19 protein-coding genes are annotated in these 21,338 nt (G+C 68.3%); 9 read left to right on the forward strand and 10 right to left on the reverse strand.

Features of this window, described 5'->3' with window-relative positions; all coding sequences use genetic code 11:
• Positions 1-103: 103 nt before the first annotated feature.
• The 9 genes from VRZ77_RS04280 to ccmA all read right to left on the reverse strand — a co-directional run bounded on the left by VRZ77_RS04280 (position 104) and on the right by ccmA (position 8,407).
• A complete protein-coding gene (locus tag VRZ77_RS04280; protein WP_414591426.1) occupies positions 104-850 on the reverse strand; it encodes a GntR family transcriptional regulator in 747 nt (248 codons plus the stop codon).
• A gap of 91 nt (positions 851-941) precedes the next feature.
• The gene (gene tenA / locus VRZ77_RS04285; RefSeq protein WP_414591427.1) at positions 942-1,634 is read right to left on the reverse strand and encodes a thiaminase II; all 693 of its coding nucleotides are present in this window, start codon (positions 1,632-1,634) and stop codon (positions 942-944) included.
• 86 nt (positions 1,635-1,720) lie between these two features.
• The gene (locus VRZ77_RS04290; RefSeq protein ID WP_414591428.1) at positions 1,721-2,137 is read right to left on the reverse strand and encodes a F0F1 ATP synthase subunit epsilon; all 417 of its coding nucleotides are present in this window, start codon (positions 2,135-2,137) and stop codon (positions 1,721-1,723) included.
• Between the two features lie 122 nt (positions 2,138-2,259).
• Positions 2,260-3,696, reverse strand: coding sequence for a F0F1 ATP synthase subunit beta (atpD, locus tag VRZ77_RS04295; protein ID WP_414591429.1), 1,437 nt, complete (start codon positions 3,694-3,696; stop codon positions 2,260-2,262).
• A gap of 30 nt (positions 3,697-3,726) precedes the next feature.
• Positions 3,727-4,605 (reverse strand): F0F1 ATP synthase subunit gamma, encoded by an 879-nt coding sequence (locus VRZ77_RS04300; protein WP_414591430.1) that lies wholly within the window; start codon positions 4,603-4,605, stop codon positions 3,727-3,729.
• Positions 4,606-4,639: 34 nt separating this feature from the next.
• Complete coding sequence (gene atpA / locus VRZ77_RS04305) at positions 4,640-6,172, reverse strand: F0F1 ATP synthase subunit alpha (protein ID WP_414591431.1); 1,533 nt, start codon at positions 6,170-6,172, stop codon at positions 4,640-4,642.
• Positions 6,172-6,726: a F0F1 ATP synthase subunit delta gene (locus VRZ77_RS04310; protein ID WP_414591432.1), complete on the reverse strand. Its 555-nt coding sequence runs from the start codon at positions 6,724-6,726 to the stop codon at positions 6,172-6,174. Before VRZ77_RS04310 ends, atpA begins: the two co-directional genes overlap by 1 nt.
• 368 nt (positions 6,727-7,094) lie before the next feature.
• Positions 7,095-7,766: a heme exporter protein CcmB gene (gene ccmB / locus VRZ77_RS04315; protein ID WP_414591433.1), complete on the reverse strand. Its 672-nt coding sequence runs from the start codon at positions 7,764-7,766 to the stop codon at positions 7,095-7,097.
• The gene (ccmA, locus tag VRZ77_RS04320) at positions 7,766-8,407 is read right to left on the reverse strand and encodes a heme ABC exporter ATP-binding protein CcmA (RefSeq protein ID WP_414591434.1); all 642 of its coding nucleotides are present in this window, start codon (positions 8,405-8,407) and stop codon (positions 7,766-7,768) included. The genes ccmB and ccmA overlap by 1 nt, the downstream gene beginning before the upstream one ends.
• Positions 8,408-8,626: 219 nt before the next feature.
• Here ccmA and acnA point away from each other — a divergent pair, with 219 nt between their 5' ends.
• From acnA to aguA, 5 genes are all read left to right on the forward strand, one after another.
• The gene (acnA, locus tag VRZ77_RS04325; protein ID WP_414591435.1) at positions 8,627-11,311 is read left to right on the forward strand and encodes an aconitate hydratase AcnA; all 2,685 of its coding nucleotides are present in this window, start codon (positions 8,627-8,629) and stop codon (positions 11,309-11,311) included.
• A 276-nt stretch (positions 11,312-11,587) separates the two neighbouring features.
• Complete coding sequence (locus tag VRZ77_RS04330; RefSeq protein ID WP_414591436.1) at positions 11,588-12,403, forward strand: DUF1223 domain-containing protein; 816 nt, start codon at positions 11,588-11,590, stop codon at positions 12,401-12,403.
• A 385-nt stretch (positions 12,404-12,788) separates the two neighbouring features.
• Complete coding sequence (locus tag VRZ77_RS04335; RefSeq protein WP_414591437.1) at positions 12,789-13,139, forward strand: DUF2794 domain-containing protein; 351 nt, start codon at positions 12,789-12,791, stop codon at positions 13,137-13,139.
• 47 nt (positions 13,140-13,186) lie between these two features.
• Complete coding sequence (gene aguB / locus VRZ77_RS04340) at positions 13,187-14,059, forward strand: N-carbamoylputrescine amidase (RefSeq protein WP_414591438.1); 873 nt, start codon at positions 13,187-13,189, stop codon at positions 14,057-14,059.
• 31 nt (positions 14,060-14,090) lie between these two features.
• Positions 14,091-15,179: an agmatine deiminase gene (gene aguA / locus VRZ77_RS04345; RefSeq protein ID WP_414591439.1), complete on the forward strand. Its 1,089-nt coding sequence runs from the start codon at positions 14,091-14,093 to the stop codon at positions 15,177-15,179.
• A gap of 14 nt (positions 15,180-15,193) precedes the next feature.
• Here the strand turns inward: aguA and VRZ77_RS04350 are convergent, their stop codons facing one another.
• On the reverse strand, positions 15,194-16,504 hold the full coding sequence (locus tag VRZ77_RS04350) for a ubiquinone biosynthesis hydroxylase (RefSeq protein WP_414591440.1): 1,311 nt from the start codon (positions 16,502-16,504) through the stop codon (positions 15,194-15,196).
• Positions 16,505-16,678: 174 nt separating this feature from the next.
• Here VRZ77_RS04350 and VRZ77_RS04355 point away from each other — a divergent pair, with 174 nt between their 5' ends.
• From VRZ77_RS04355 to VRZ77_RS04370, 4 genes are all read left to right on the forward strand, one after another.
• Complete coding sequence (locus tag VRZ77_RS04355) at positions 16,679-17,542, forward strand: acyl-CoA thioesterase (RefSeq protein WP_414591441.1); 864 nt, start codon at positions 16,679-16,681, stop codon at positions 17,540-17,542.
• Positions 17,543-17,857: 315 nt separating this feature from the next.
• Entirely contained in the window at positions 17,858-18,196 is a 339-nt protein-coding gene (locus tag VRZ77_RS04360) for a P-II family nitrogen regulator (RefSeq protein WP_414591442.1), read from the forward strand.
• Between the two features lie 50 nt (positions 18,197-18,246).
• Positions 18,247-19,611, forward strand: a complete 1,365-nt coding sequence (locus VRZ77_RS04365) for an ammonium transporter (protein WP_414591443.1) — start codon at positions 18,247-18,249, stop codon at positions 19,609-19,611.
• 375 nt (positions 19,612-19,986) lie between these two features.
• Positions 19,987-21,312 (forward strand): aminotransferase class I/II-fold pyridoxal phosphate-dependent enzyme, encoded by a 1,326-nt coding sequence (locus tag VRZ77_RS04370; protein WP_414591444.1) that lies wholly within the window; start codon positions 19,987-19,989, stop codon positions 21,310-21,312.
• The last annotated feature ends 26 nt before the right edge of the window (positions 21,313-21,338 follow it).

Here is a 21,338-nt window from a genome sequence, read left to right on the forward strand (position 1 = left end):
ATCGCGTGGGCGCGGCGCGCCGGTCGCATGTTGCCACGCGGCTCAGCCGCCGGGTTTCATGTGAGTGCCCGCGCGACGGTCAGGCCCACTTTCGGCGCGGCTCTCAGTCCTGCGGGTCGCGCACGCGACTCCGCTGGCGCGACGGCTTGAGGCCCAGCGCCTGCGCCAGGCCGGAAGGTTTGGCGAGCGGTTCGCTCAGATCCATTTCCGAAGCGACATGGGCGATATGCGTGCGCATCAGCCGCGCCGCCTCCGCCGCATCTCCCCGCTCGATCGCCGCGACGATGGCGCCATGCTCATGGGGCGGGCAGGCCGCGTGCTCGCCGCGCGCATAGAGCAGGATGGCGAGCGAGCTCAGCGCATGCAGCTCGGTCAGCAGCCGCACGAAAACCGGATTGCCCGCCGCCTCCGCCAGCGTAACGTGGAACTCGCCGGTGAGGCGCACCAGCGCCGCCCGGTCGCCCGAGGCCCGCGCCTGATCCTCCATGGTGATGTGCCCGCGCAGCCGCGCCAGCGCGCTCGCGCCACAGGAACAGGCGACATTCGCGGCGATTTCCGGCTCGACCACGGCGCGCGCCGCCAGCACATGGGCGGCATCCGCACGGGTCGGCGCCGCGACGAAGGCGCCGCGATTGGGCTGCTGCTCGACGATGCCGTCCTGCGCGAGGCGCGCCAGAGCCTGACGCACCACGGTGCGGCTCACGCCGAACAGCTCCGCCAGCCGGTCCTCGGTGAGCTTTTCGCCCGGCGGCAGGCGCCGCTCGAAGATAGCCTGGAGGATGCGTGAACGGATCACAGCCTCCGAGCGGCCGCGCCCCTTCACCTGATGTTCGGCAGTCATGTCGTCCATGAACGTCTCGGCGCAGGCGCCTGCCCGCTCGGGCAAGCATAAGCATCTTTGGTGCCACGTACCATGCGCGGCGGGCGCGAGCCGCGTCTTTTCAGACCGGCCAGTCCGCAAGCCGCCAGGCCGAATCCCAGAACATCCATTCGAGCTGGCTGGCGCGGCCATAGGCTTCATGCATGCGCGCGCGCACCGACGGCGAGGCGGCCTCCGCCGCGCGGTCGGTGGTGGCGATCACCGCGCGCACCGCCTCGTGGAACTCCTCGCCGGCATAGGTGTCGATCCAGGCGTCATAGGGGTTCGGTCGCACCGCGCGGGCGAGGATGTCGCGGCCGATCTCGGCATAGATCCAGAAGCAGGGCAGCAAGCCCGCCAGCACCACGGGATAGGGCTCGCCATAGGCGGTGGCCATCAGGAAGCTGGTGTAGTGGTGGCAGACCGGCGACAGCTGCGCCTGCGCGAACTCCTCCGGCGCGATGCCGAAGCTGGTGAAGAAATCGGCATGGAGCGAGCGCTCCACCACCACCGCCACCTTCGCGGCTTCGGCGAACTGCACCAGCCCGTCAGCATCGTCCGCCTTGGCGGCGGCGATCGCCAGCGCACGGCCGAAGGCGATCAGGTAATGCGCGTCCTGGATCATGTAGTGCTTGAAGCGCGCGACATCGAGCGTGCCAGCCGCCAGCGCCTCGTTGAACGGCATGGTGCGGATCGCCTCGAACACGGGAAGATTGCGCGCCCAGGCTTCATCGCTGAAGCGCGGCACCGGCGGGTTCGGGGCGGTTTCAGGCATGGCGTTCCTCCGGACATGAAAAGGGCCGCCCCAAGGCGGCCCGGATCATTATGCCCTGCCACCGCGGGAGCGCGGGGCGAAGCGTATCAGTGGCTGGCGCGGCTGTCGGCCTCGATGGCGGCGGCGGTCGCCTTGAGCGAATCCAGCGTGCCCTGAAGGCGCAGCCGGGACGCGTCGTCGCGGGCGTCCTCGACGTCTTCCTGCGCGTCCTTGATCATCTGCGCAAGGCGGGCCGGGTTCATCTCGCTGAGCGGAACCGCGGTCTCGGCCAGCACGGTGAGGCCGGCCGGGTTGGCTTCGGCGAGACCGCCGCTGACGAACAGCTTGCGGGGGGCGCCGTCGCCCTTGATGATCAGCACGCCGGGCTTCAGCGTGGAGACGAAAGGCGCATGGCCGGCCAGCACGCCGAATTCGCCCTCGGTGCCGGGGACCACGACTTCGGTCACCGAGCCGGAATAGACGAGGCGCTCCGGCGAGACGAGTTCAAACGAGAAATTGGCCATGGATCCTCCAGGGGATGCGCCGGCACGCGCGGCGCCGGTGGATGCGTCAGCAGGCAGTCTTCAACACGCCGGCCGGAAGGCCGGCTCCGGGCACCGCGGCGCGGCACCCGGAAAGTCGAAGATCACGCCGCCTCGGCAGCCATCTTCTTGCCCTTCTCGATCGCCTCTTCGATGGTGCCGACCATGTAGAAGGCCTGCTCCGGGAGGTGATCGTACTTGCCTTCCACCAGGCCCTTGAAGCCCTTGATGGTGTCGGCGAGGTCGACGAGCTTGCCGGGCGAGCCGGTGAACACTTCGGCGACGTGGAAGGGCTGGGACAGGAAGCGCTCGATCTTGCGGGCGCGGGCGACGGTGAGCTTGTCCTCTTCCGAGAGCTCGTCCATGCCCAGGATCGCGATGATGTCCTGCAGCGACTTGTAGCGCTGCAGCGTCTGCTGCACCTGGCGCGCCACATTGTAGTGCTCCTCGCCGATGACGAGGGGCGACAGGATGCGCGAGGTCGAGTCGAGCGGGTCCACCGCCGGGTAGATGCCCTTTTCCGCGATCGAGCGCGACAGCACGGTGGTCGCGTCAAGATGGGCGAAGGAGGCGGCCGGGGCCGGGTCGGTCAGGTCGTCGGCGGGCACGTAAATGGCCTGGACCGAAGTGATCGAACCGGTGGTGGTGGTGGTGATACGCTCCTGCAGCGCGCCCATGTCGGTCGCGAGCGTCGGCTGATAGCCCACCGCCGAAGGAATACGGCCGAGCAGCGCCGACACTTCCGAACCCGCCTGGGTGAAGCGGAAGATGTTGTCGACGAAGAACAGCACGTCCTGGCCCTGGTCGCGGAAATGCTCGGCGACGGTGAGGCCGGTGAGCGCGACGCGGGCGCGGGCACCCGGGGGCTCGTTCATCTGGCCGTACACCAGCGCGCACTTCGAACCGGCGGAGGAGCCGCCATGCTCGTGCGGGTCGACGTTCACCTTGGACTCGATCATCTCGTGATAGAGATCGTTGCCCTCACGGGTACGCTCACCGACGCCGGCGAACACGGAATAGCCGCCGTGCGCCTTCGCGATGTTGTTGATGAGCTCCATGATCAGCACGGTCTTGCCGACGCCGGCGCCGCCGAACAGGCCGATCTTGCCGCCCTTGGAATAAGGCGCCAGCAGGTCGACGACCTTGATGCCGGTGACGAGAATTTCCGCCTCAGTCGACTGGTCTGCGTAGGAAGGCGCGTCCTGATGGATGGCGCGGGTGGCCTCACCGATCACCGGACCGAGTTCGTCCACCGGCTCGCCGATGACGTTCATGATGCGACCGAGCGTGGCTTCGCCCACCGGAACCATGATCGGGGCGCCGGTGTCGGACACCGGGGTGCCGCGAACCAGACCTTCGGTCGAGTCCATGGCGATGGCGCGCACGGTGTTCTCGCCGAGATGCTGGGCAACTTCCAGCACAAGGCGGTTGCCCTGGTTGGAGGCTTCCAGAGCGTTCAGAATTGCCGGGAGGTGATCTTCGAACTGCACGTCAACGACGGCGCCGATGACCTGGGTAATGCGTCCGTTGGTGTTCGCCATCTTCGCGTCCTTTGTCTTTGACCGCTGCCGTCAGAGCGCTTCGGCGCCGGAAATGATTTCGATCAGTTCTTTGGTGATCTGGGCCTGACGTGTGCGGTTATAGATCAGCGTCTGCTTCTTGATCATGTCACCCGCGTTGCGGGTCGCGTTGTCCATCGCGCTCATGCGCGCGCCCTGCTCGGACGCGGCGTTTTCGAGCAGCGCGGTAAAGATCTGCACGGCAAGATTGCGCGGCAGCAGCTCGGCGAGAATCTCGGTCTCGCCCGGCTCATACTCATAGACCGCCGTGGCGCCGGCCGGGGCCTTGGCCTCCGGGAAGGTCGCCGGGATGATCTGCTGGGCGGTGGGCACCTGCGAGATCACCGAATTGAAGCGGCTGTAGAATTCGGTGGCGATGTCGAACTCGCCGGCATTGAACATCGCCATGATCTTCTCGGCGATGTTCTGCGCGTCGGCGAAGGTCACGCCCTTGTTGGAGCGCAGCTCGACCACCTCGACGATCTGCTTCTCGAACTGGCGGCGCAGCGGCTCGTAGCCCTTGCGGCCCACACAGAAGATCTTGACCGTCTTGCCCTGGTTCATCAGCGACAGTGCGCGCTCGCGGGCGAGGCGCACGATCGAGGAATTGAACGCGCCGCACAGGCCGCGCTCGGCGGTCAGTACCAGCAGCAGATGCGTCTGATCCTTGCCGGTGCCGCTCATCAGCAGCGGCACGTCCGGCCCGGGCGACACGGTGGAGGCGATGCTGCCGAGCACCGTGCCCATGCGCGTCGCATAGGGGCGCGCGGCCTCGGCGGCCATCTGGGCGCGCCGCAGCTTGGCGGCGGCGACCATCTGCATCGCCTTGGTGATCTTCTGCGTCGCCTTGACCGAAGTGATCCGGTTGCGCAGGTCCTTGAGGCTGGCCATCTGCCCTCGACTCCGTTGCCTTGCGGCTACCTGATCAGGCGAAGGTCTTCGCGAAGGCGTCGAGCGCCTTGACGAGGCTCGCAGTGGTCTCCTTGGACAGCTCCTTGGAGGTGCGGATCGCGTCGAGAATGTCGGCGTGGTTGGTGCGGATGAACAGCAGCAGACCGTCCTCGAAGGCGCGCACCTTGTTCAGCGGCAGCGTATCGAGATAGCCGTTGGTGCCGGCATAGATCACCACGACCTGCTCTTCCACCTTCAGCGGCGAGAACTGAGACTGCTTGAGCAGCTCGGTCAGGCGGGCGCCGCGGTTCAGCAGCTTCTGGGTCGAGGCATCGAGGTCCGAGCCGAACTGGGCGAAGGCCGCCAGCTCGCGATACTGGGCGAGCTCGCCCTTGATCTTGCCCGCGACCTGCTTCATCGCCTTGATCTGCGCCGAGGAGCCGACGCGCGACACCGAGAGGCCGACGTTCACCGCCGGGCGGATGCCCTGGAAGAACAGGTCGGACTCAAGGAAGATCTGGCCGTCGGTGATCGAGATCACGTTGGTCGGGATGTAGGCCGACACGTCGTTGGCCTGGGTCTCGATGACCGGAAGAGCGGTGAGCGAGCCGGCGCCGTTCTCGTCGTTCAGCTTGGCCGCGCGCTCCAGCAGGCGCGAGTGGAGATAGAACACGTCGCCGGGATAGGCTTCGCGGCCCGGCGGGCGGCGCAGCAGCAGCGACATCTGGCGATACGCCACGGCCTGCTTGGACAGGTCGTCGTGGATGATCAGCGCGTGCATGCCGTTGTCGCGGAAATACTCGCCCATGGCGGTGCCGGCGAACGGCGCCAGGAACTGCATCGGCGCGGCGTCCGAGGCGGTGGCGGCGACGACGATGGAGTATTCCAGCGCGCCCTGCTCTTCCAGCACCTTCACGAACTGCGCGACGGTGGAGCGCTTCTGGCCGACCGCGACATAGACGCAGTACAGCTTCTGGCTCTCGGGGGCGTCGCCGGCGTTCAGCGGCTTCTGGTTCAGGATGGTGTCGAGCGCGACGGCGGTCTTGCCGGTCTGGCGGTCGCCGATGATCAGCTCACGCTGGCCGCGGCCGACCGGGATCAGGGCGTCGATCGCCTTGAGGCCGGTCTGCATCGGCTCGTGCACCGACTTGCGGGGAATGATGCCGGGGGCCTTCACGTCGACGCGCGAGCGCTTCTCGAAGAAGATCGGGCCCTTGCCGTCGATCGGGTTGCCGAGCGCGTCGACCACGCGGCCGAGCAGGCCGCGGCCGACCGGCACGTCGACGATGGCGCCGGTGCGCTTGACGGTCTGGCCTTCCTTGATCTCGCGGTCGGAACCGAAGATCACGACGCCGACATTGTCGATTTCGAGGTTCAGCGCCATGCCGCGCGTGCCGTTCTCGAACTCGACCATCTCGCCGGCCTGGACATTGTCGAGGCCGTAGACGCGGGCGATGCCGTCACCGACGGAGAGAACCTGACCCACCTCGGAAACTTCGGCTTCCTGGCCGAAATTCTTGATCTGTTCCTTGAGGATCGCGGAAATTTCAGCAGCGCGGATATCCATCAGCGAACCTCTTTCATCGCAGTGCGGATCGAGTTGAGCTTGGTCTTGAGCGAGGCATCCACCAGGCGGCTGCCGATCTTGACCGTGAGGCCGCCGAGCAGGGCAGGATCGACCGTGACGGCGAGCTTGACGCTCTTGCCGGTCATCTGGTCGAGGGCCTCCTTCAGCGTGGCGGCATGTGCGTCGGAAAGCGGCTGGGCGACCGTGATGTCGGCGACGATCTCGCCCTTGTCCGCGGCCACCAGCGCATCATAGGCGCGGATGATCGATTCGACCGCGAACAGGCGCCGGTTGGCCGCCACGGTCTTGAAGAAATTGCCGGCGAGGCCGGTAATACCCGCGCGATCGAGGATCGCGGCCATCGCGCGCTCCTGCTCCTCGGAGGAGAAGACCGCGCTGCGGACCAGCCGCTTGAGGTCGTCGCTTTCGGCGACAAGGGCGACGAACCTGTCGAGGTCCGACTTCACCGCGTCGATGGCGCCGGCCTCGCGCGCAAGCTCGAAAAGAGCCGTCGCATAGCGCCCCGCCACACCGGATACGAACGTCTCGGCCACCGTGCCTCTCTCGGGCTTCCCAGGGCACCCACCACCACCGGAATGGCGTGGTCCGAACCCCGGATTTACAAGGATTTGAGACTGACGGCCGGAGACGGACTTGCCCCACCCGCCAATCAAGTCGGCGGTTCCCTAACACGGCTTTCCGCGTGCTGCAACACGAGGACGTGAGGGATTCAGGGGGGCGAATTGACGTAACGCTCCCGCGGCGCGCGTGCAGCCGCGTCGCAACGCCGGAAATGCGCTGCACAGCAATGGTTTCAAGGCTTTGCGCTGACCTGCGGCGCTTTGTTGCACCTGGTATGCCAGAGACCACGCCCCGTGCGTCCTTCGCGCGCACCGGCCACGCGCACCGCCGCGCGCTGCTTTCACTCGCGGGTCGCCCGCAGCGCAGCGGCCGCGGCCACCGGGCCGAGGACAAGGCAGGCGAGCGACAGGCCCAGCAGCACGAGGAACGGCGTGCCGAACGCCACGGTGCCGCCCAAAGCGGTCCCCGTCGCGGCCACGGCGAAGATCAGAACGGGGATGGTCAGCGGCATCACCAGCACCGCCACCAGCAGCCCCCCGCGCCGGAACGCGGCCGCGAACGCTGCGCCCACCAGCCCGAGAAAGGTGATGGCCGGCGTGCCCACCAGCAGCGTCAGCGTCAGCGCGCCGATCGAGGCCGGCGACAGGTTCAGCAGCAGCGAGAGTACCGGCGCTGCGATGATCAGCGGCAGGCCGGTGGCGATCCAGTGCGCCAGCCCCTTGGCGGCCGCGATCAGCTCCAGCGGCAGGTCGGCCATCACCATCACATCGAGCGAGCCGTCCTCGGCATCGGCGGCGAACAGCCGGTCCAGCCCGATCAGCGAGGCGAGCAGCGCGCCGATCCACAGGATCGCCGGGCCGATTCGCGCCAGCAGCGCGAGGTCGGGGCCGATGGCGAACGGCGTGATCACCACGACCGCGAGAAAGAACACCACGCCGAGCCCGGCCCCGCCGCCGGCGCGCAGGGCGAGCGCGAGGTCGCGCCGCAACAGGGCCAGAAACGCGCGTCCCATCAGAACGCCGCCTCCATCACCGCCGCCGGGCGGCGCGGCCGGAACGCGCCGAGGTCGAGTTCCAGCGAGGGGCCGAGGTCGAGCGGGGCATGGGTGGCGGCGACCATCAGGCCGCCTTGTTCCAGGTGCGCGCGCGCGAGGGCGGCGAAGCGGGCCTGCGCCTCCCGGTCGAGCGCCGTGGTCGGCTCGTCGAGCAGCCAGAGCGGGCGTTTCGCCACCAGAAGCCGGGCGAGCGCGAGGCGCCGCTTCTGCCCGGCCGAGAGCACGGCGGCGGGCAGCGCGCCGAGCCCGCCGAGCCCGACCTCCTCCATCGCCTCGTCGACCGGAAGCGCCGGGCGGCCCAGCATGTCGCGCCAGAAGGCGAGGTTCTCCTGCGCGCTCAGCGCGAGCTTGTGGGCGTCGAGATGACCGAGATAATGCGCCTGTCCGCCGACCTGCTCCGGCTCGTCCGCGCCCTCCAGCCGGATCCGCCCGGCCTCCGGCGCCGCGAGCCCGGCGAGGATGCGCAGAAGCGAGGATTTGCCGGTGCCGTTGGGCCCGGTGACCACCAGCGCATGGCCGGCGGGCACCGAGAGGTCCAGACCCTCGAACAGCAGCCGGGCACCACGGCGGCAGGCCAGTCCTTCAGCGACCAGCCGCATGCCCGTCCCCCCGCGCGGCACCGGCGGCGCGGCAGCGCACAATTTTTCGATGCATCGCGCTAGCCCTCTAGGATCGGAGTTTGAAATGGCTCTATATAGAAAACTGAACGACGCGCCGTAGCCCTGCGGCCGGGCCGCGCGAGCTATAGCCCGCGACGGCGCCTGCTGTCCAAGCCGCGTTGTGCGTCGCCCTTCCCTCAACGCGAGGACCAGCCCGCCGTGACGTCGCTCGACAGCTTCAAAAGCCGCAAAACCCTCACCGTCGGTTCCAAGACCTACACCTATTACAGCCTGCCGGACGCCGAAAAGAACGGCCTCGACGGGGTCTCCGCGCTCCCGTTCTCGATGAAGGTGCTGCTGGAAAACCTGCTGCGCTTCGAGGATGGCAGGTCGGTGTCGAAGAAGGACATCGTCTTCATCAAGGACTGGCTGGTGAACCGCGGCAAGGTGGAGAACGAGATCGCCTACCGCCCGGCGCGCGTGCTGATGCAGGACTTCACCGGCGTTCCCGCGGTGGTCGATCTCGCCGCGATGCGCGACGCCATGGTCCATCTCGGCGGCGATCCCAAGCGCATCAACCCGCTGGTGCCGGTCGACCTCGTGATCGACCACTCGGTGATCGTCAACTTCTTCGGCAACAATGACGCCTTCGGCAAGAACGTCGACGAGGAATACAAGCAGAACCAGGAACGCTACCGCTTCCTGAAGTGGGGCCAATCGGCCTTCGACAATTTCCGCGTGGTGCCGCCCGGCACCGGCATCTGCCATCAGGTGAACCTCGAATACCTCGCCCAGACCGTCTGGACCAAGGAAGAGGACGGCGTGACCGTCGCCTATCCCGACACCTGCGTGGGCACCGATTCGCACACCACCATGGTCAACGGCCTCGGCGTTCTGGGCTGGGGCGTGGGCGGCATCGAGGCGGAAGCCGCCATGCTCGGCCAGCCGGTCTCCATGCTCATCCCCGAGGTGATCGGCTTCAAGCTCACCGGCCAGCTTAACGAGGGCATCACCGCCACCGATCTCGTGCTGACCGTCACCCAGATGCTGCGCAAGAAGGGCGTGGTCGGTAAGTTCGTCGAGTTCTTCGGCCCCGGCCTCGATCATCTCTCGCTCGCCGACCGCGCGACCATCGGCAACATGGCGCCGGAATATGGCGCGACCTGCGGCTTCTTCCCGGTCGACGACGAGACCATCGCCTATCTCGACGAGACCGGCCGCACCGACGACCGCATCGCGCTGGTCGAGGCCTATTCCAAGGCCCAGGGCATGTGGCGAGAGGCCGGCACCGCCGATCCGGTGTTCACCGACATCCTCGAACTCGACATCTCGACCGTGCTGCCCTCGCTCGCCGGCCCCAAGCGCCCGCAGGATCGCGTGCTGCTCTCCGGCACCAAGGACGGCTTCCTCGCCGCGCTGGAAGGTGAGTTCAAGAAGCCGGGCGAAGCCGCCAAGCGGGTGCCGGTGGAAGGCACCGACTACACGCTCGGCCATGGCGACGTGACGATTGCCGCCATCACCTCCTGCACCAACACCTCGAACCCGAGCGTGCTGATCGCCGCGGGCCTGCTCGCCCGCAACGCGGTCGCCAAGGGCCTGACCTCCAAGCCGTGGGTGAAGACCTCGCTGGCGCCCGGCTCGCAGGTGGTCGAGGGCTACCTGGCCGCCGCCGACCTGCAGAAGGACCTCGACGCGGTCGGCTTCAATCTGGTCGGCTTCGGCTGCACCACCTGCATCGGCAATTCCGGCCCGCTCCCCGAGCCGATCTCCGAGGCGATCAACAAGAACGACCTCGTGGCCGGCGCCGTGATCTCCGGCAACCGCAACTTCGAAGGCCGCGTGAACCCCGACGTGAAGGCGAACTACCTCGCCTCCCCGCCGCTGGTGGTGGCCTATGCGCTGGCCGGCTCGCTGCAGATCGACCTCACCACCGAGCCGCTCGGCACCGGCTCGGACGGCCAGCCGGTCTATCTCAAGGACATTTGGCCCTCGAACCAGGAAATCGCGAAGTTCATCCGCGAGAACGTCACCAAGAAGATGTTCCAGGAGAAATACGCCGACGTCTTCAAGGGCGATGCCAACTGGCAGAAGATCGCCGTGCCGCTCGGCGAGACCTATGCCTGGGACGACCGCTCGACCTATGTGCAGAACCCGCCCTATTTCGAGGGCATGGAGATGACCCCCGAGCCGGTCACCGACATCCTCGACGCGCGGGTCATGGGCCTGTTCCTGGATTCGATCACCACCGACCACATCTCCCCCGCCGGCTCGATCAAGGAAGCGAGCCCGGCCGGCGTCTATCTGCGCGATCATCAGGTCCGCCCCGCCGACTTCAACCAGTACGGCACGCGGCGCGGCAACCATCAGGTGATGATGCGCGGCACCTTCGCCAACATCCGCATCAAGAACCAGATGCTGGGCGGCAAGGAAGGCGGCCTCACCAAGCACTGGCCGGATGGCACCGAGATGCCGATCTACGACGCCGCCATGCTCTACAAGAGCGAAGGCGTGCCGACGGTCATCTTCGCCGGCAAGGAATATGGCACCGGCTCCTCGCGCGACTGGGCGGCCAAGGGTACCAAGCTGCTCGGCATCCGCGCCGTCATCGCCCAGAGCTTTGAGCGCATCCACCGCTCGAACCTGGTCGGCATGGGCATCGTGCCGCTGGTGTTCCAGAACGACGAGAGCTGGCAGTCGCTCGGCGTGAAGGGTGACGAGATCGTCACCATCAAGGGCATCGAGGGCGACCTCAAGCCGCGCCAGACCCTGATCGCCAAGATCGCGTTTGCCGACGGCACGGTGAAGGACGTGCCGCTCACCTGCCGCATCGATACGCTGGACGAGCTGGACTACTTCCGCAACGGCGGCATCCTCCAGTACGTGCTGCGCAACCTCGCGGCCTGACCGGACCCGCCGGGCCGGCGCGGCGGACCGCAGGGTCTCGCGCGCCGGCCCGGCTCACTTCCCGCTTCACCTTTCCGTGCGGCGGCGACACCCGAATGTGACTGGTGCCGCCGTGCCCGTCGTCCTATTGGCTAGAGCGCGCCCCGGCCCCGCCGGAGCGCGCTCTGTCTTTTCATGGGAGCCTCTCCTGCCCGCGCGGCACGGCCTTGCGGGCGGGCGATCCGGCTTCAGTCGCATCCCCCATTGCCGGATGCGCCGAGGGGCGACGTGCACGACATGGCTTTTCTCCTGGCTTTCCTCTCCGCCGGTTTCACCACCCACAACGAGGCCTCGACCGCGCCCTCCGGTGCGCCGCAGGGGCTTGCCGTGTTGCTGGCGGCGTTGGGATGGATGGCGATGGGCGCGTCGGCCGCGCGGGCGGAGGACCCCACGCCCCGTGCCATCACGGCGCCGGCGGCGGTGGTCGAGCTGTTCACCAGCCAGGGGTGCTCCTCCTGCCCACCGGCCGACAAGCTGCTCGGCGAGATCGCCGGCCACGAGAACGTGATCGCCCTCACCCTCGCCGTGGACTACTGGGACTATCTTGGCTGGAAGGACACGTTGGCCAAGCACGGCCATTCGGTGCGCCAGAAGGCCTATGCCAAGCAGCGCGGCGACGGGAAGATGTTCACGCCGCAGGCGATCGTGAACGGCCATGCCATGGCGATCGGCTCCGACGAGGAGGGGCTGGAGCGCTCCATCGCCAGCGTCCCGCACCTCGCCGTGCCGGTGGCGCTGGAAGCCCGCGGCGGCACGCTCGCGGTCTCGGTCGGCGCGGGGGCGGGGTCGGGCGAGGTGTGGCTGTGCCCCGTCGCCAGCCAGATGGAGGTCGACATCGGCCGCGGCGAGAATGAGGGATCCAAGGTCGGCTACCACAATGTGGTGCGCGGCTGGACCAAGCTCGGCGACTGGAAGGGCGGGGAAACCCGGTTCGAGGTGCCGCTGTCGAGCGTCCAGACGGAGGGCGTCGATGCCGTCGCGGTGCTGGTGCAGAACGGCTCCTCGGCCGCGCCGGGCGCCATCGTCGGCGCGGCGCTGACGCCGCTGCGCTGACACACGCCCTGTCCGATCTGGCCGGTTCGGCGCTGCGCCGGGCAAAAAAATAGGGCCGGCGACTGCCGACCCTGAAGGCCAATTGGGGATTGAACCTTAATGCGCTACACCGAGCCGGCCCACAAAACGCCGCGGGGGGCTGGGGGGCTGGGAAACCGATGCGCCTCGCGAACCGACCCGGTGTATGGTTAAGAAGATGGCCCCCGCCATGGGCGCCGCAAGGGCCGAATTTGGGCGGCCGTGTGTTTTTCGTTAACGAGCCCGTGAGCGGAGCCGGCATTGCCGCGGCGGCCTACAAGGCGCTTGAAGCCGAGCGCCGGCGGCGCGATCATGACCGCGCGATGACAATCGCGCGTCACCTTGAGTCCAAGCCCGGAGGAGCCGCGTGGCCGATACCGACCCGATAGGTCTGCCGGTCGGCACCCGCAACGAGCGTGCCGACGTCGTTTCTTTCGACCGTCGCGAACTGGACAGCATCCTCAACCTGTACGGCCGCATGGTCGCGCTGGGCGAATGGCGCGACTACGCCATCGACTTCACGCGCGAGCGCGCCGTGTTCTCGATCTTCCGCCGCGCGGCGGAAGTGCCGATCTACCGCATCGAGAAGGACCCGCGCCTCGCCCGCCGCCAGGGCGCCTACACCGTGGTGTCGCAGACCGGCCTCATCCTCAAGCGCGGGCATGAGCTTGCGCGCGTGCTCGCGGTGCTGGAAAAGCCGCTGCGCGCCGTGAACTGAACGCTCCCGGCGCTTCGCCCACCGACCGCATCCCGAAGGAGTTCCCGATGCGCAGCCTCACCGTCGCCGCCACCCAGATGGCTTGCGACTGGAACATCGACGGCAACGTCGCCCGTGCCGAATCGCTGGTGCGCGAGGCCGCCGCGCAGGGCGCGCGGCTCATCCTGCTGCAGGAGCTGTTCGAGACCCCCTATTTCTGCCAGGACCAGGACTACGAGTTCCTGTCGCTGGCGGCGCCGCTGGAGGACAACCGGCTGCTCGCCCATTTCGCCGCGCTGGCGCGCGAGCTGGAGGTGGTGCTGCCGATCTCGTTCTTCGAGCGTTCCGGCCAGACCGCCTTCAACAGCCTCGCCATGATCGACGCCGACGGCCAGTTGCTCGGCCTCTACCGCAAGAGCCACATCCCAGACGGGCCGGGCTACACCGAGAAATTCTACTTCTCGCCCGGCGATACCGGGTTCCGGGTGTGGGAGACCGCGGTGGGCCGGGTCGGCGTCGGCATCTGCTGGGATCAGTGGTTCCCCGAATCGGCGCGCGCCATGGCGCTGCTGGGCGCCGAGATCCTGCTCTACCCGACCGCCATCGGCTCGGAACCGCATGATTCGACGTTGGATTCTTCCGGCCACTGGCAGCGGGTGATGCAGGGCCACGCCGGCGCCAACCTGATGCCGCTGGTCGCCTCCAACCGCATCGGCACGGAACGGGGGCGCAACGGCACCTCGATCAGCTTCTACGGCTCGTCCTTCATCGCCGACGCCACCGGCGCCAAGGTCGCCGAGGCCGGGCGCGGCGAGCAGACCGTGCTCACCGCGACCTTCGACCTCGATGCCATTGCCCATCAGCGCCACAGCTGGGGCGTGTTCCGCGATCGCCGGCCGGAACTCTACGGCCCGCTGCTTACCCTCGACGGCTATCGCTGACCGTAAAACTGCGCTGAAAGACCCGCTCATCATGGCCGAGACGCTGAACAGCCTGCCCGCCGCCGATGGCTTCCGCATGCCGGCCGAATGGGAGCCGCATGCCGGCTGCTGGATGATCTGGCCCGAACGCGCCGACAACTGGCGCGCGGGCGGTGGGCCCGGTCAGGCCGCCTTCGCCGAGGTCGCCGCCACCATCGCCCGTTTCGAGCCGATGACCATGCTGGTCTCCGCCGGACAATGGGCAAACGCGCGCGCGCTGCTGCCTCCCGCCGTCCGCCTCGTCGAGGCCGGCACCGACGATGCCTGGTGCCGCGACAGCGGGCCGAGCTTCCTCACCGATGCGCACGGCCGGCTGCGCGGCGTGGACTGGGGGTTCAACGCCTGGGGCGGGCTCTACGCCCCGTTCGACCGGGACGAGATGGTGGCCGCCAAGGTGCTGGAGACCGAGCGCGCCCCGCGCTACCGCGCGCCGCTGGTGCTGGAGGGCGGCTCGATCCATGTCGACGGCGAGGGCACGGTGCTCACCACCGAGGAATGCCTCCTGAACCCCAACCGCAATCCCGGCTTGTCGCGCGCCGAGATCGAGCAGCATCTGAAGGATTATCTCGGCGTCTCGACCGTGATCTGGCTCGGCGCCGGCCTCGTCCATGACGAGACCTCCGGCCATATCGACAACATCGCCTGCTTCGTACGTCCCGGCGTGGTGGCGCTGACCTGGTGCGACGACCCGGCCGACCCGCAATACGCCATTTCGCGCGACGCCTATGAGCGGCTGTCCAAAGCGAGGGATGCGCGCGGCCGGAACATCGAGGTGGTGAAGCTGCCACTGCCCGGCCCGCTGTTCCGCCGCGAGGACGAGGCGATCGAGATCGATTCCGGCGGCACGATGAGCCGGCATTTCGGCGAGCGGCTCGGCGGGTCCTACGTCAATTTCTACATCGGCAACGGGCTGGTGCTGATGCCGTTTCTCGATCCCGCCCATGACGAGGAGGCCCGCGCCATCCTCGCCGGCCTGTTCCCGGACCGCACCGTGATCGGCCTGCCGACCCGCGAGATCCTGCTCGGCGGCGGCAATATTCACTGCATCACCCAGCAGCAGCCGGCGGGCGTGCCCGGCTGAATCAGGGCCGCAGGCTACAGCACCTCGCCGCGCAGCAGCTTCGGCACCTGAGCGCCAAACACCTGTCCACCGAGCAGTTGCCCGCCAGGCGCCGCGCCACCGAGGCCGGCGGCGTCGCGGATGAAATGGTTCTTGAGCGTCGGCAGGCGGTCGACCAGCCCGAGCCCGACATCGCGCACCAGCCGCACCACGTCGGAATGCGGGGCGAACAGGCGGTTCAACCCGTCGGTCGCCATGCCCATGGCAAGCGTGTCGAAGCGGCGCCAGCGCTGGTAGCGCTCCAGCACGTCCGGCCCGCCAATGTCGAGGCCGAGCCGCGCGGCGTCGGTCACCACCTCGGCCAGCGCCGCCACGTCGCGCAGACCCATATTGATGCCCTGCCCGGCAATGGGGTGGATGGTGTGTGCGGCATCGCCCACCAGTGCGAAGCGCTCGTCGATGAAGCGCCGCGCCATCTGGAAGCCGAGCGGAAATGCCCGCGGCTCATCGAGAATCTCGATCGTCCCCAGCTCCAGGCCGAAGCGCTGCTCCAGCTCGTCGAGCAGCAGGGCGCGGGGAAGCGCGAGCAGCTTCGCCGCCTTCGCCGTGCTTTCCGTCCACACGATGGAGCAGCGATTGCCGGTCAGCGGCAGCATGGCGAACGGGCCGGCCGGCAGGAAATGCTCGATGGCGCGCCCCTCATGGTCGCGCTCATGGCCAACGGTGAGCACGATGGCCGACTGGCCATAGGGCCAGCCCACCGTGGCGATGCCGGCGAGCGAGCGCAGGCGCGAGCGCCCCCCGTCACAGGCGGCGAGCAGGGGAGCGGCGAGTTTCGCTCCGTCGGAAAGGCTCAGCGCCATGCTGCCCGCCCCGGCCTCGAAACTGGCCACCCCGGACGGCAGCAGCGCGATGTCGTGCGCACGGGCCGCCGCCAGCATCGCGTCCTGCAGCAGCGCGTTCGGCACCATGTGGGCGAAGGGCTCACCCGGCTCGACCTCGCCCTCGAACGACAGGAACACCGGGCGCGCGGCGTCGCCCAGCTTGGAATCGGTAATGTCCATGGCGAGGATCGGCTGCGCCTCGTGCGCCACCGCCTCCCAGACACCGACGGTCTCCAGCAGCCGGCGCGCGCCGGCGGCGAAGGCCGAGGCGCGCATGTCGTCGCTGCGTGGATCAGGCAAGGCGAAATGCGGATCAGCGACGGCGATGCGGGCTTCCTCGCCCATGCCGTGGCGTAGCGCGAGCGCCAAAGCGAGGCCTGCCAGCCCACCGCCGGCAATCACCGCATCGAAGCGCGCGACACGTGTGTCCGTCCTGCCGGAGCCGGTCGTCTGCTGTTCCATCGCCGGACGCCCTCCGTCTCGCGCCGCGCCGCAACTTGTGCGCACTGCAACATATGCCTTAGCTGGATGCGAGGGACAATGCGCGGGGTTACGGATAGGTTCGCGCCCCGGCGTAGCGCCGGGTGCGTCGCCCTGTTTTTCTGCCCAGCCTGTCCGCCAGTACCGGGAGCCGCCATGTCGACCGTCGCCGAACTCGTCCAGCTTCTCGATCTCGAAACGCTGGAGGTCAATCTGTTCCGCGGCCTCAACCCGCCGGAATCCTGGCCGTTCCGCACCCGCGTGTTCGGCGGCCAGGTGCTGGGGCAGGCGCTGGTGGCGGCGCAGCGCACGGTGGAGGGCACGCTCGCCCATTCGCTGCACGCCTATTTCCTGCTGGCCGGCGACCCCAGGATCCCGATCCTCTACGATGTCGAGCGGGTGCGCGATGGGCGCAGCTTCGCCACGCGGCGCGTGGTGGCGATCCAGCACGGCCGGCCGATCTTCATCATGTCGGTGTCGTTCCACCGCGAGGAAGCCGGGCTGGAGCATCAGCTCGACCTGCCGGAAGGCGTGCCGCCGCCCGAGGAGGTGCCCTCCATCGAGGAACTGCCTGAGGAGGCGCTGGCCACCCTGCCCAAGCGCGCGCGCGACTATTGGACGCGGCCCCGCCCGATCGAGCTGCGCCCGGTCGGGCTCGGTCTCCGGCGCGAGGCGCCGCGCCGCGAGGTGTGGTTCCGCGCCCATGGCGCGCTGCCGGACGGCGCGACGCTGCACCGCGCGGTGCTGGCCTATGCCTCCGACATGACACTGCTCGAAGCCACCGCCGTGGTCCACGGCACCAGCGTGCTCGGCGAGGGCATCCAGGCCGCCAGTCTCGACCATGCACTGTGGTTCCACCGTCCGTTCCGGGCCGACGACTGGCTGCTCTACGCGCAGGACAGCCCGAGCGCGAGCGGGGCGCGCGGGCTCGCACGTGGGCTGATCTACGACCGGCAGGGCCGGCTGGTCGCGTCGGTGGCGCAGGAAGGGCTGATCCGGCCCGTTGCCGTACCGGAATAGGGTGTCCGCCTGATTCTTGAGCAGTTGATGCCTTTTTATTACCCCTCGCTGTCGCGCCAGATTCACACAGATCAAGAATTGTGCAGCTCCGCACGCCCGGCGTCGCCGCATTTGTGACACGGATTCGCCCGCCCCGTGCCGCTTCGCCATGTGCCGGACCGGCGAAAAGCCTTTATCCGCCTCGGTTGGCACGCGAATTGATTCCCAATGCCCGGCTTGTCCGAAGGAGTGGGTAAAACCCGCCTGGTCGAGTCCGACATGAAACGCCCGGCATCCGCACCAGTCGCGGAGCGGGGCCAAGCGGGGACAGGAACCATGAAGATCGTCATGGCTATCATCAAGCCTTTCAAGCTTGAGGAAGTCCGGGATGCGCTCACCGGCATCGGTGTGCACGGACTGACCGTTACGGAGGTCAAGGGATACGGCCGTCAGAAGGGCCACACCGAGATCTACCGCGGCGCTGAATACGCGGTGAGCTTCCTCCCGAAGCTCAAGATCGAGGTGGCCGTCTCCTCCGATCAGGTGGCGAAGGTGATCGACGCCATTACGACCTCGGCCAAGACCGGCCAGATCGGCGACGGCAAGATCTTCGTCTACGCGATCGACCAGGCCGTGCGTATCCGCACCGGCGAAACCGACGCGGATGCCCTCTGAGCGAACGCCACAGACCAGCCATTTTCCGAATGCGACGGAGCATTGAACCCATGACGATCAAGAATTGGATGCGCACGGGACTTCCCGTGCTGGCGACGACGGCGCTGGTAGCAGCCGCCGCTTTCGCCCAGGACGCGCCGCAGACCGGCGCCGAGGCCACCGCGGAGGCCGCCGCCGTCGTCGCCACCGTCAACAAGGGCGACGTCACCTGGATGATGGTCTCGACCATCCTCGTGCTGTTCATGACCGTTCCCGGCCTCGCGCTGTTCTACGGCGGCTTGGTCCGCGCCAAGAACATGCTGTCGGTCCTGATGCAGGTCACGGTCATCGCCGCGGTGATGATGCTGATCTGGGTGTTCTACGGCTACTCGCTCGCCTTCACCGAAGGCAACGCCTTCATCGGCGGCTTCTCCAAGGCGTTCCTTGCCGGCGTGACCACCGACAGCCTGTCGGACACCTTCTCGGCTGACGCGAAGATCCCCGAATACATCTTCATGGCGTTCCAGATGACCTTCTCGGCCATCACCCCGGCCCTGATCATCGGCGCCTTCGCCGAGCGCATGAAGTTCTCGGCGATCGTGCTGTTCTGCGTCCTCTGGGTGACCTTCGTCTACTACCCGATCGCCCACATGGTGTGGTTCTCGGAAGGCTACCTGTTCGAGCTCGGCGCGCTCGACTTCGCCGGCGGCACCGTGGTGCACATCAATGCCGGTATTGCGGGCCTCGTCGGCTGCATCCTGGTCGGCAAGCGCACCGGCTTCGGCAAGGAACTGATGCCTCCCCACTCGCTGCCCTTCGCCATGGTCGGCGCCAGCGTCCTGTGGGTCGGCTGGTTCGGCTTTAACGCCGGTTCGAACCTCGAAGCCAATGCCGGCACGACGCTCGCCGTCGTGAACACCCTCGTCGCCACCGCCGGCGCCATTGTCGGCTGGTCGCTGATCGAATGGCTGGCCAAGGGCAAGCCCTCGATGCTCGGCGCGATTTCCGGCATGGTCGCCGGCCTCGTCGCGATCACCCCGGCCGCCGGCCTCTGCGGCCCGATCGGCGCGATCGTGCTCGGCTTCGTGGCCTCCATCGTCTGCTTCTTCTTCGTCACCACCGTGAAGAACTCGCTTGGCTATGACGACAGCCTCGATGTGTTCGGCGTCCATGGCGTCGGCGGCATCATCGGCGCCATCGGCACTGGCATCGTGGTCGCCCCGGCCCTCGGCGGCCCCGGCATCGACGGCTACGAGATGGGTTCGCAGGTGTGGATCCAGATCCAGGCGGTCGCCATCACCATCGTGTGGTGCGGCGTGGTCTCGGCGATCCTCTACAAGATCGTCGACATCATCATCGGCCTGCGTCCGTCGGTGGAGAAGGAGCGCGAAGGCCTCGATATCACCGAGCACGGCGAGCGCGCCTACCACAGCTGATCCCTGCGCGGCGGCGCGGCACTCCTGCGCCGCCGTCCCGTTCCGGCGACCCGCGTCTTCGATCCTCCGGGACGCACCCTCCCGCCGACTGCAAACCCCGGCTTCACCGCCGGGGTTTTCTTTTGCCCGGCAGCGTCCCGTGGGTGGCCTCGCGCCCTGCGCCGCCGTTCATGCCTTGCGCGCGTGCCTCGTATCCTGCCTCGTGTCCGTGCCTCGTATCCTTGCCTCGTGTCCGTGCCTCAAGGCCCTTCGTCGCCGTCCATGCGTTGCGGCCATGGCTGGCGCCCGCGCCTCGAACTCGCTGCGTCTCACTCCCGCGGCACGCACCTCTTGTTCCCGCGCGGATGGCGCCATGGTTAAGAGCGCCTTTACCGCATGCCCGCTATTCTCGCCCATCCGCCGCTCCGCGCGGCCTGCCGCGAGACCTGCTTCGTGCCCGAAACGCCCACTCAGAGCGCCGCCGCCAACGGTTCCCCCGCCTCGCTCGCCGATGCGGGGCCGGCCGCGCGCTCGCCCTTCATCCGGCTGACCGAGCTGCTGGCCGACCTGACGCCGGGCAAGCCGCCGCTGAGCCTTGCGGTCGGCGAGCCGCGTCACGCCATGCCGGGTTTCGTCGGGCCCGTGCTTGCCGCCCATCTCGACGGTTTCGGCCGCTACCCCGCCGGGCGCGGCCTGCCCGAGTTCCGCGCCGCCGTCGCCGCCTGGCTCGGCCGGCGCTACGCCCTGCCGCGCGCCGTCGATCCCGAGCGCGAGGTGCTGGTGCTCAACGGTTCGCGCGAGGGCCTGTTCTTCTCCGCGCTGCTGGCGCGACGGCTTCTCTCCCCGGCCAAGCAGGCCGCCCTCGCCGGGCGCCAGCCGGCGATCCTGCTGCCCAACCCGTTCTACGCCGCCTATGGCGCGGGCGCAGAGGCCGCCGGCTGCGAGAGCGTGCCACTGCCATTGCCGGCGAGCGGGGGCTGGCTGCCGGACCTCGACGCGCTGACCCCGGCGCTGATGGACCGCACCATCGCGATCTATTTCGCCTCGCCGGCCAATCCGCAGGGCACCATCGCCCCGCGCGCCTATCTGGAGCGGCTGGTGGCGCTCGCCCGCGCCCATGAGGTGCTGATCCTGTCCGACGAATGCTATTCCGAGATCTGGCTCGGCGACGCGCCGCCGACCGGCATCCTCGAAGTGGCCGGGCCGGATTATGGCGGCGTCGTCGCCTTCAACTCGCTGTCGAAGCGCTCCAGCCTGCCGGGGCTGCGGTGCGGCTTCTGCGCCGGAGACGCCGCTTTCATCGAGGCCTTCGCCGATTTCCGCAATGTCGCGGCCCCGCAAGTGCCCGAGCCGCTGCAGCATGTCGGCATCGCCGCGCTGGAGGACGAGGCGCATGTGATCGAAAGCCGCGCACTCTACCGCGCCAAGTTCGACGCCGCCGACCGCATCCTCGCGGGGCGGTTCGGCTATGAGCGGCCCGATGGCGGCTTCTTCGCCTGGCTGGATGTCGGCAACCTCGCCACCGCCGGGCTCGGCGGCGGAGAGGTGGCGGCACGCCGGCTCTGGGAGCGTGAGGGGCTGCGCACCGTGCCGGGGGGCTATCTGTGCCGAACCGACGAGAACGGCGTCAATCCGGGACGGGACTATCTGCGCATCGCGCTGGTGCAGGACCTCGCCGCGACCGAGGCGGCGCTGCCCCGCCTGGTGGCGGGGCTTTCCTGAGCGGGTGCAAACGGGGCGGGCGAGAC

This window comes from Ancylobacter sp. G4_0304 (assembly GCF_047501495.1).
Classification (GTDB): Bacteria; Pseudomonadota; Alphaproteobacteria; order Rhizobiales; family Xanthobacteraceae; genus Ancylobacter.

Bases quoted from the DNA above. Each gene is read 5' to 3' on its own strand.
- VRZ77_RS04280 (WP_414591426.1), bottom strand. From the start codon at position 850: ATGGACGACATGACTGCCGAACATCAGGTGAAGGGGCGCGGCCGCTCG.
- tenA (WP_414591427.1), bottom strand. From the start codon at position 1,634: ATGCCTGAAACCGCCCCGAACCCGCCGGTGCCGCGCTTCAGCGATGAA.
- VRZ77_RS04290 (WP_414591428.1), bottom strand. From the start codon at position 2,137: ATGGCCAATTTCTCGTTTGAACTCGTCTCGCCGGAGCGCCTCGTCTAT.
- atpD (WP_414591429.1), bottom strand. From the start codon at position 3,696: ATGGCGAACACCAACGGACGCATTACCCAGGTCATCGGCGCCGTCGTT.
- VRZ77_RS04300 (WP_414591430.1), bottom strand. From the start codon at position 4,605: ATGGCCAGCCTCAAGGACCTGCGCAACCGGATCACTTCGGTCAAGGCG.
- atpA (WP_414591431.1), bottom strand. From the start codon at position 6,172: ATGGATATCCGCGCTGCTGAAATTTCCGCGATCCTCAAGGAACAGATC.
- ccmB (WP_414591433.1), bottom strand. From the start codon at position 7,766: ATGGGACGCGCGTTTCTGGCCCTGTTGCGGCGCGACCTCGCGCTCGCC.
- ccmA (WP_414591434.1), bottom strand. From the start codon at position 8,407: ATGCGGCTGGTCGCTGAAGGACTGGCCTGCCGCCGTGGTGCCCGGCTG.
- VRZ77_RS04330 (WP_414591436.1), top strand. From the start codon at position 11,588: ATGGCTTTTCTCCTGGCTTTCCTCTCCGCCGGTTTCACCACCCACAAC.
- aguB (WP_414591438.1), top strand. From the start codon at position 13,187: ATGCGCAGCCTCACCGTCGCCGCCACCCAGATGGCTTGCGACTGGAAC.
- aguA (WP_414591439.1), top strand. From the start codon at position 14,091: ATGGCCGAGACGCTGAACAGCCTGCCCGCCGCCGATGGCTTCCGCATG.
- VRZ77_RS04350 (WP_414591440.1), bottom strand. From the start codon at position 16,504: ATGGAACAGCAGACGACCGGCTCCGGCAGGACGGACACACGTGTCGCG.
- VRZ77_RS04355 (WP_414591441.1), top strand. From the start codon at position 16,679: ATGTCGACCGTCGCCGAACTCGTCCAGCTTCTCGATCTCGAAACGCTG.
- VRZ77_RS04360 (WP_414591442.1), top strand. From the start codon at position 17,858: ATGAAGATCGTCATGGCTATCATCAAGCCTTTCAAGCTTGAGGAAGTC.
- VRZ77_RS04365 (WP_414591443.1), top strand. From the start codon at position 18,247: ATGACGATCAAGAATTGGATGCGCACGGGACTTCCCGTGCTGGCGACG.
- VRZ77_RS04370 (WP_414591444.1), top strand. From the start codon at position 19,987: ATGCCCGCTATTCTCGCCCATCCGCCGCTCCGCGCGGCCTGCCGCGAG.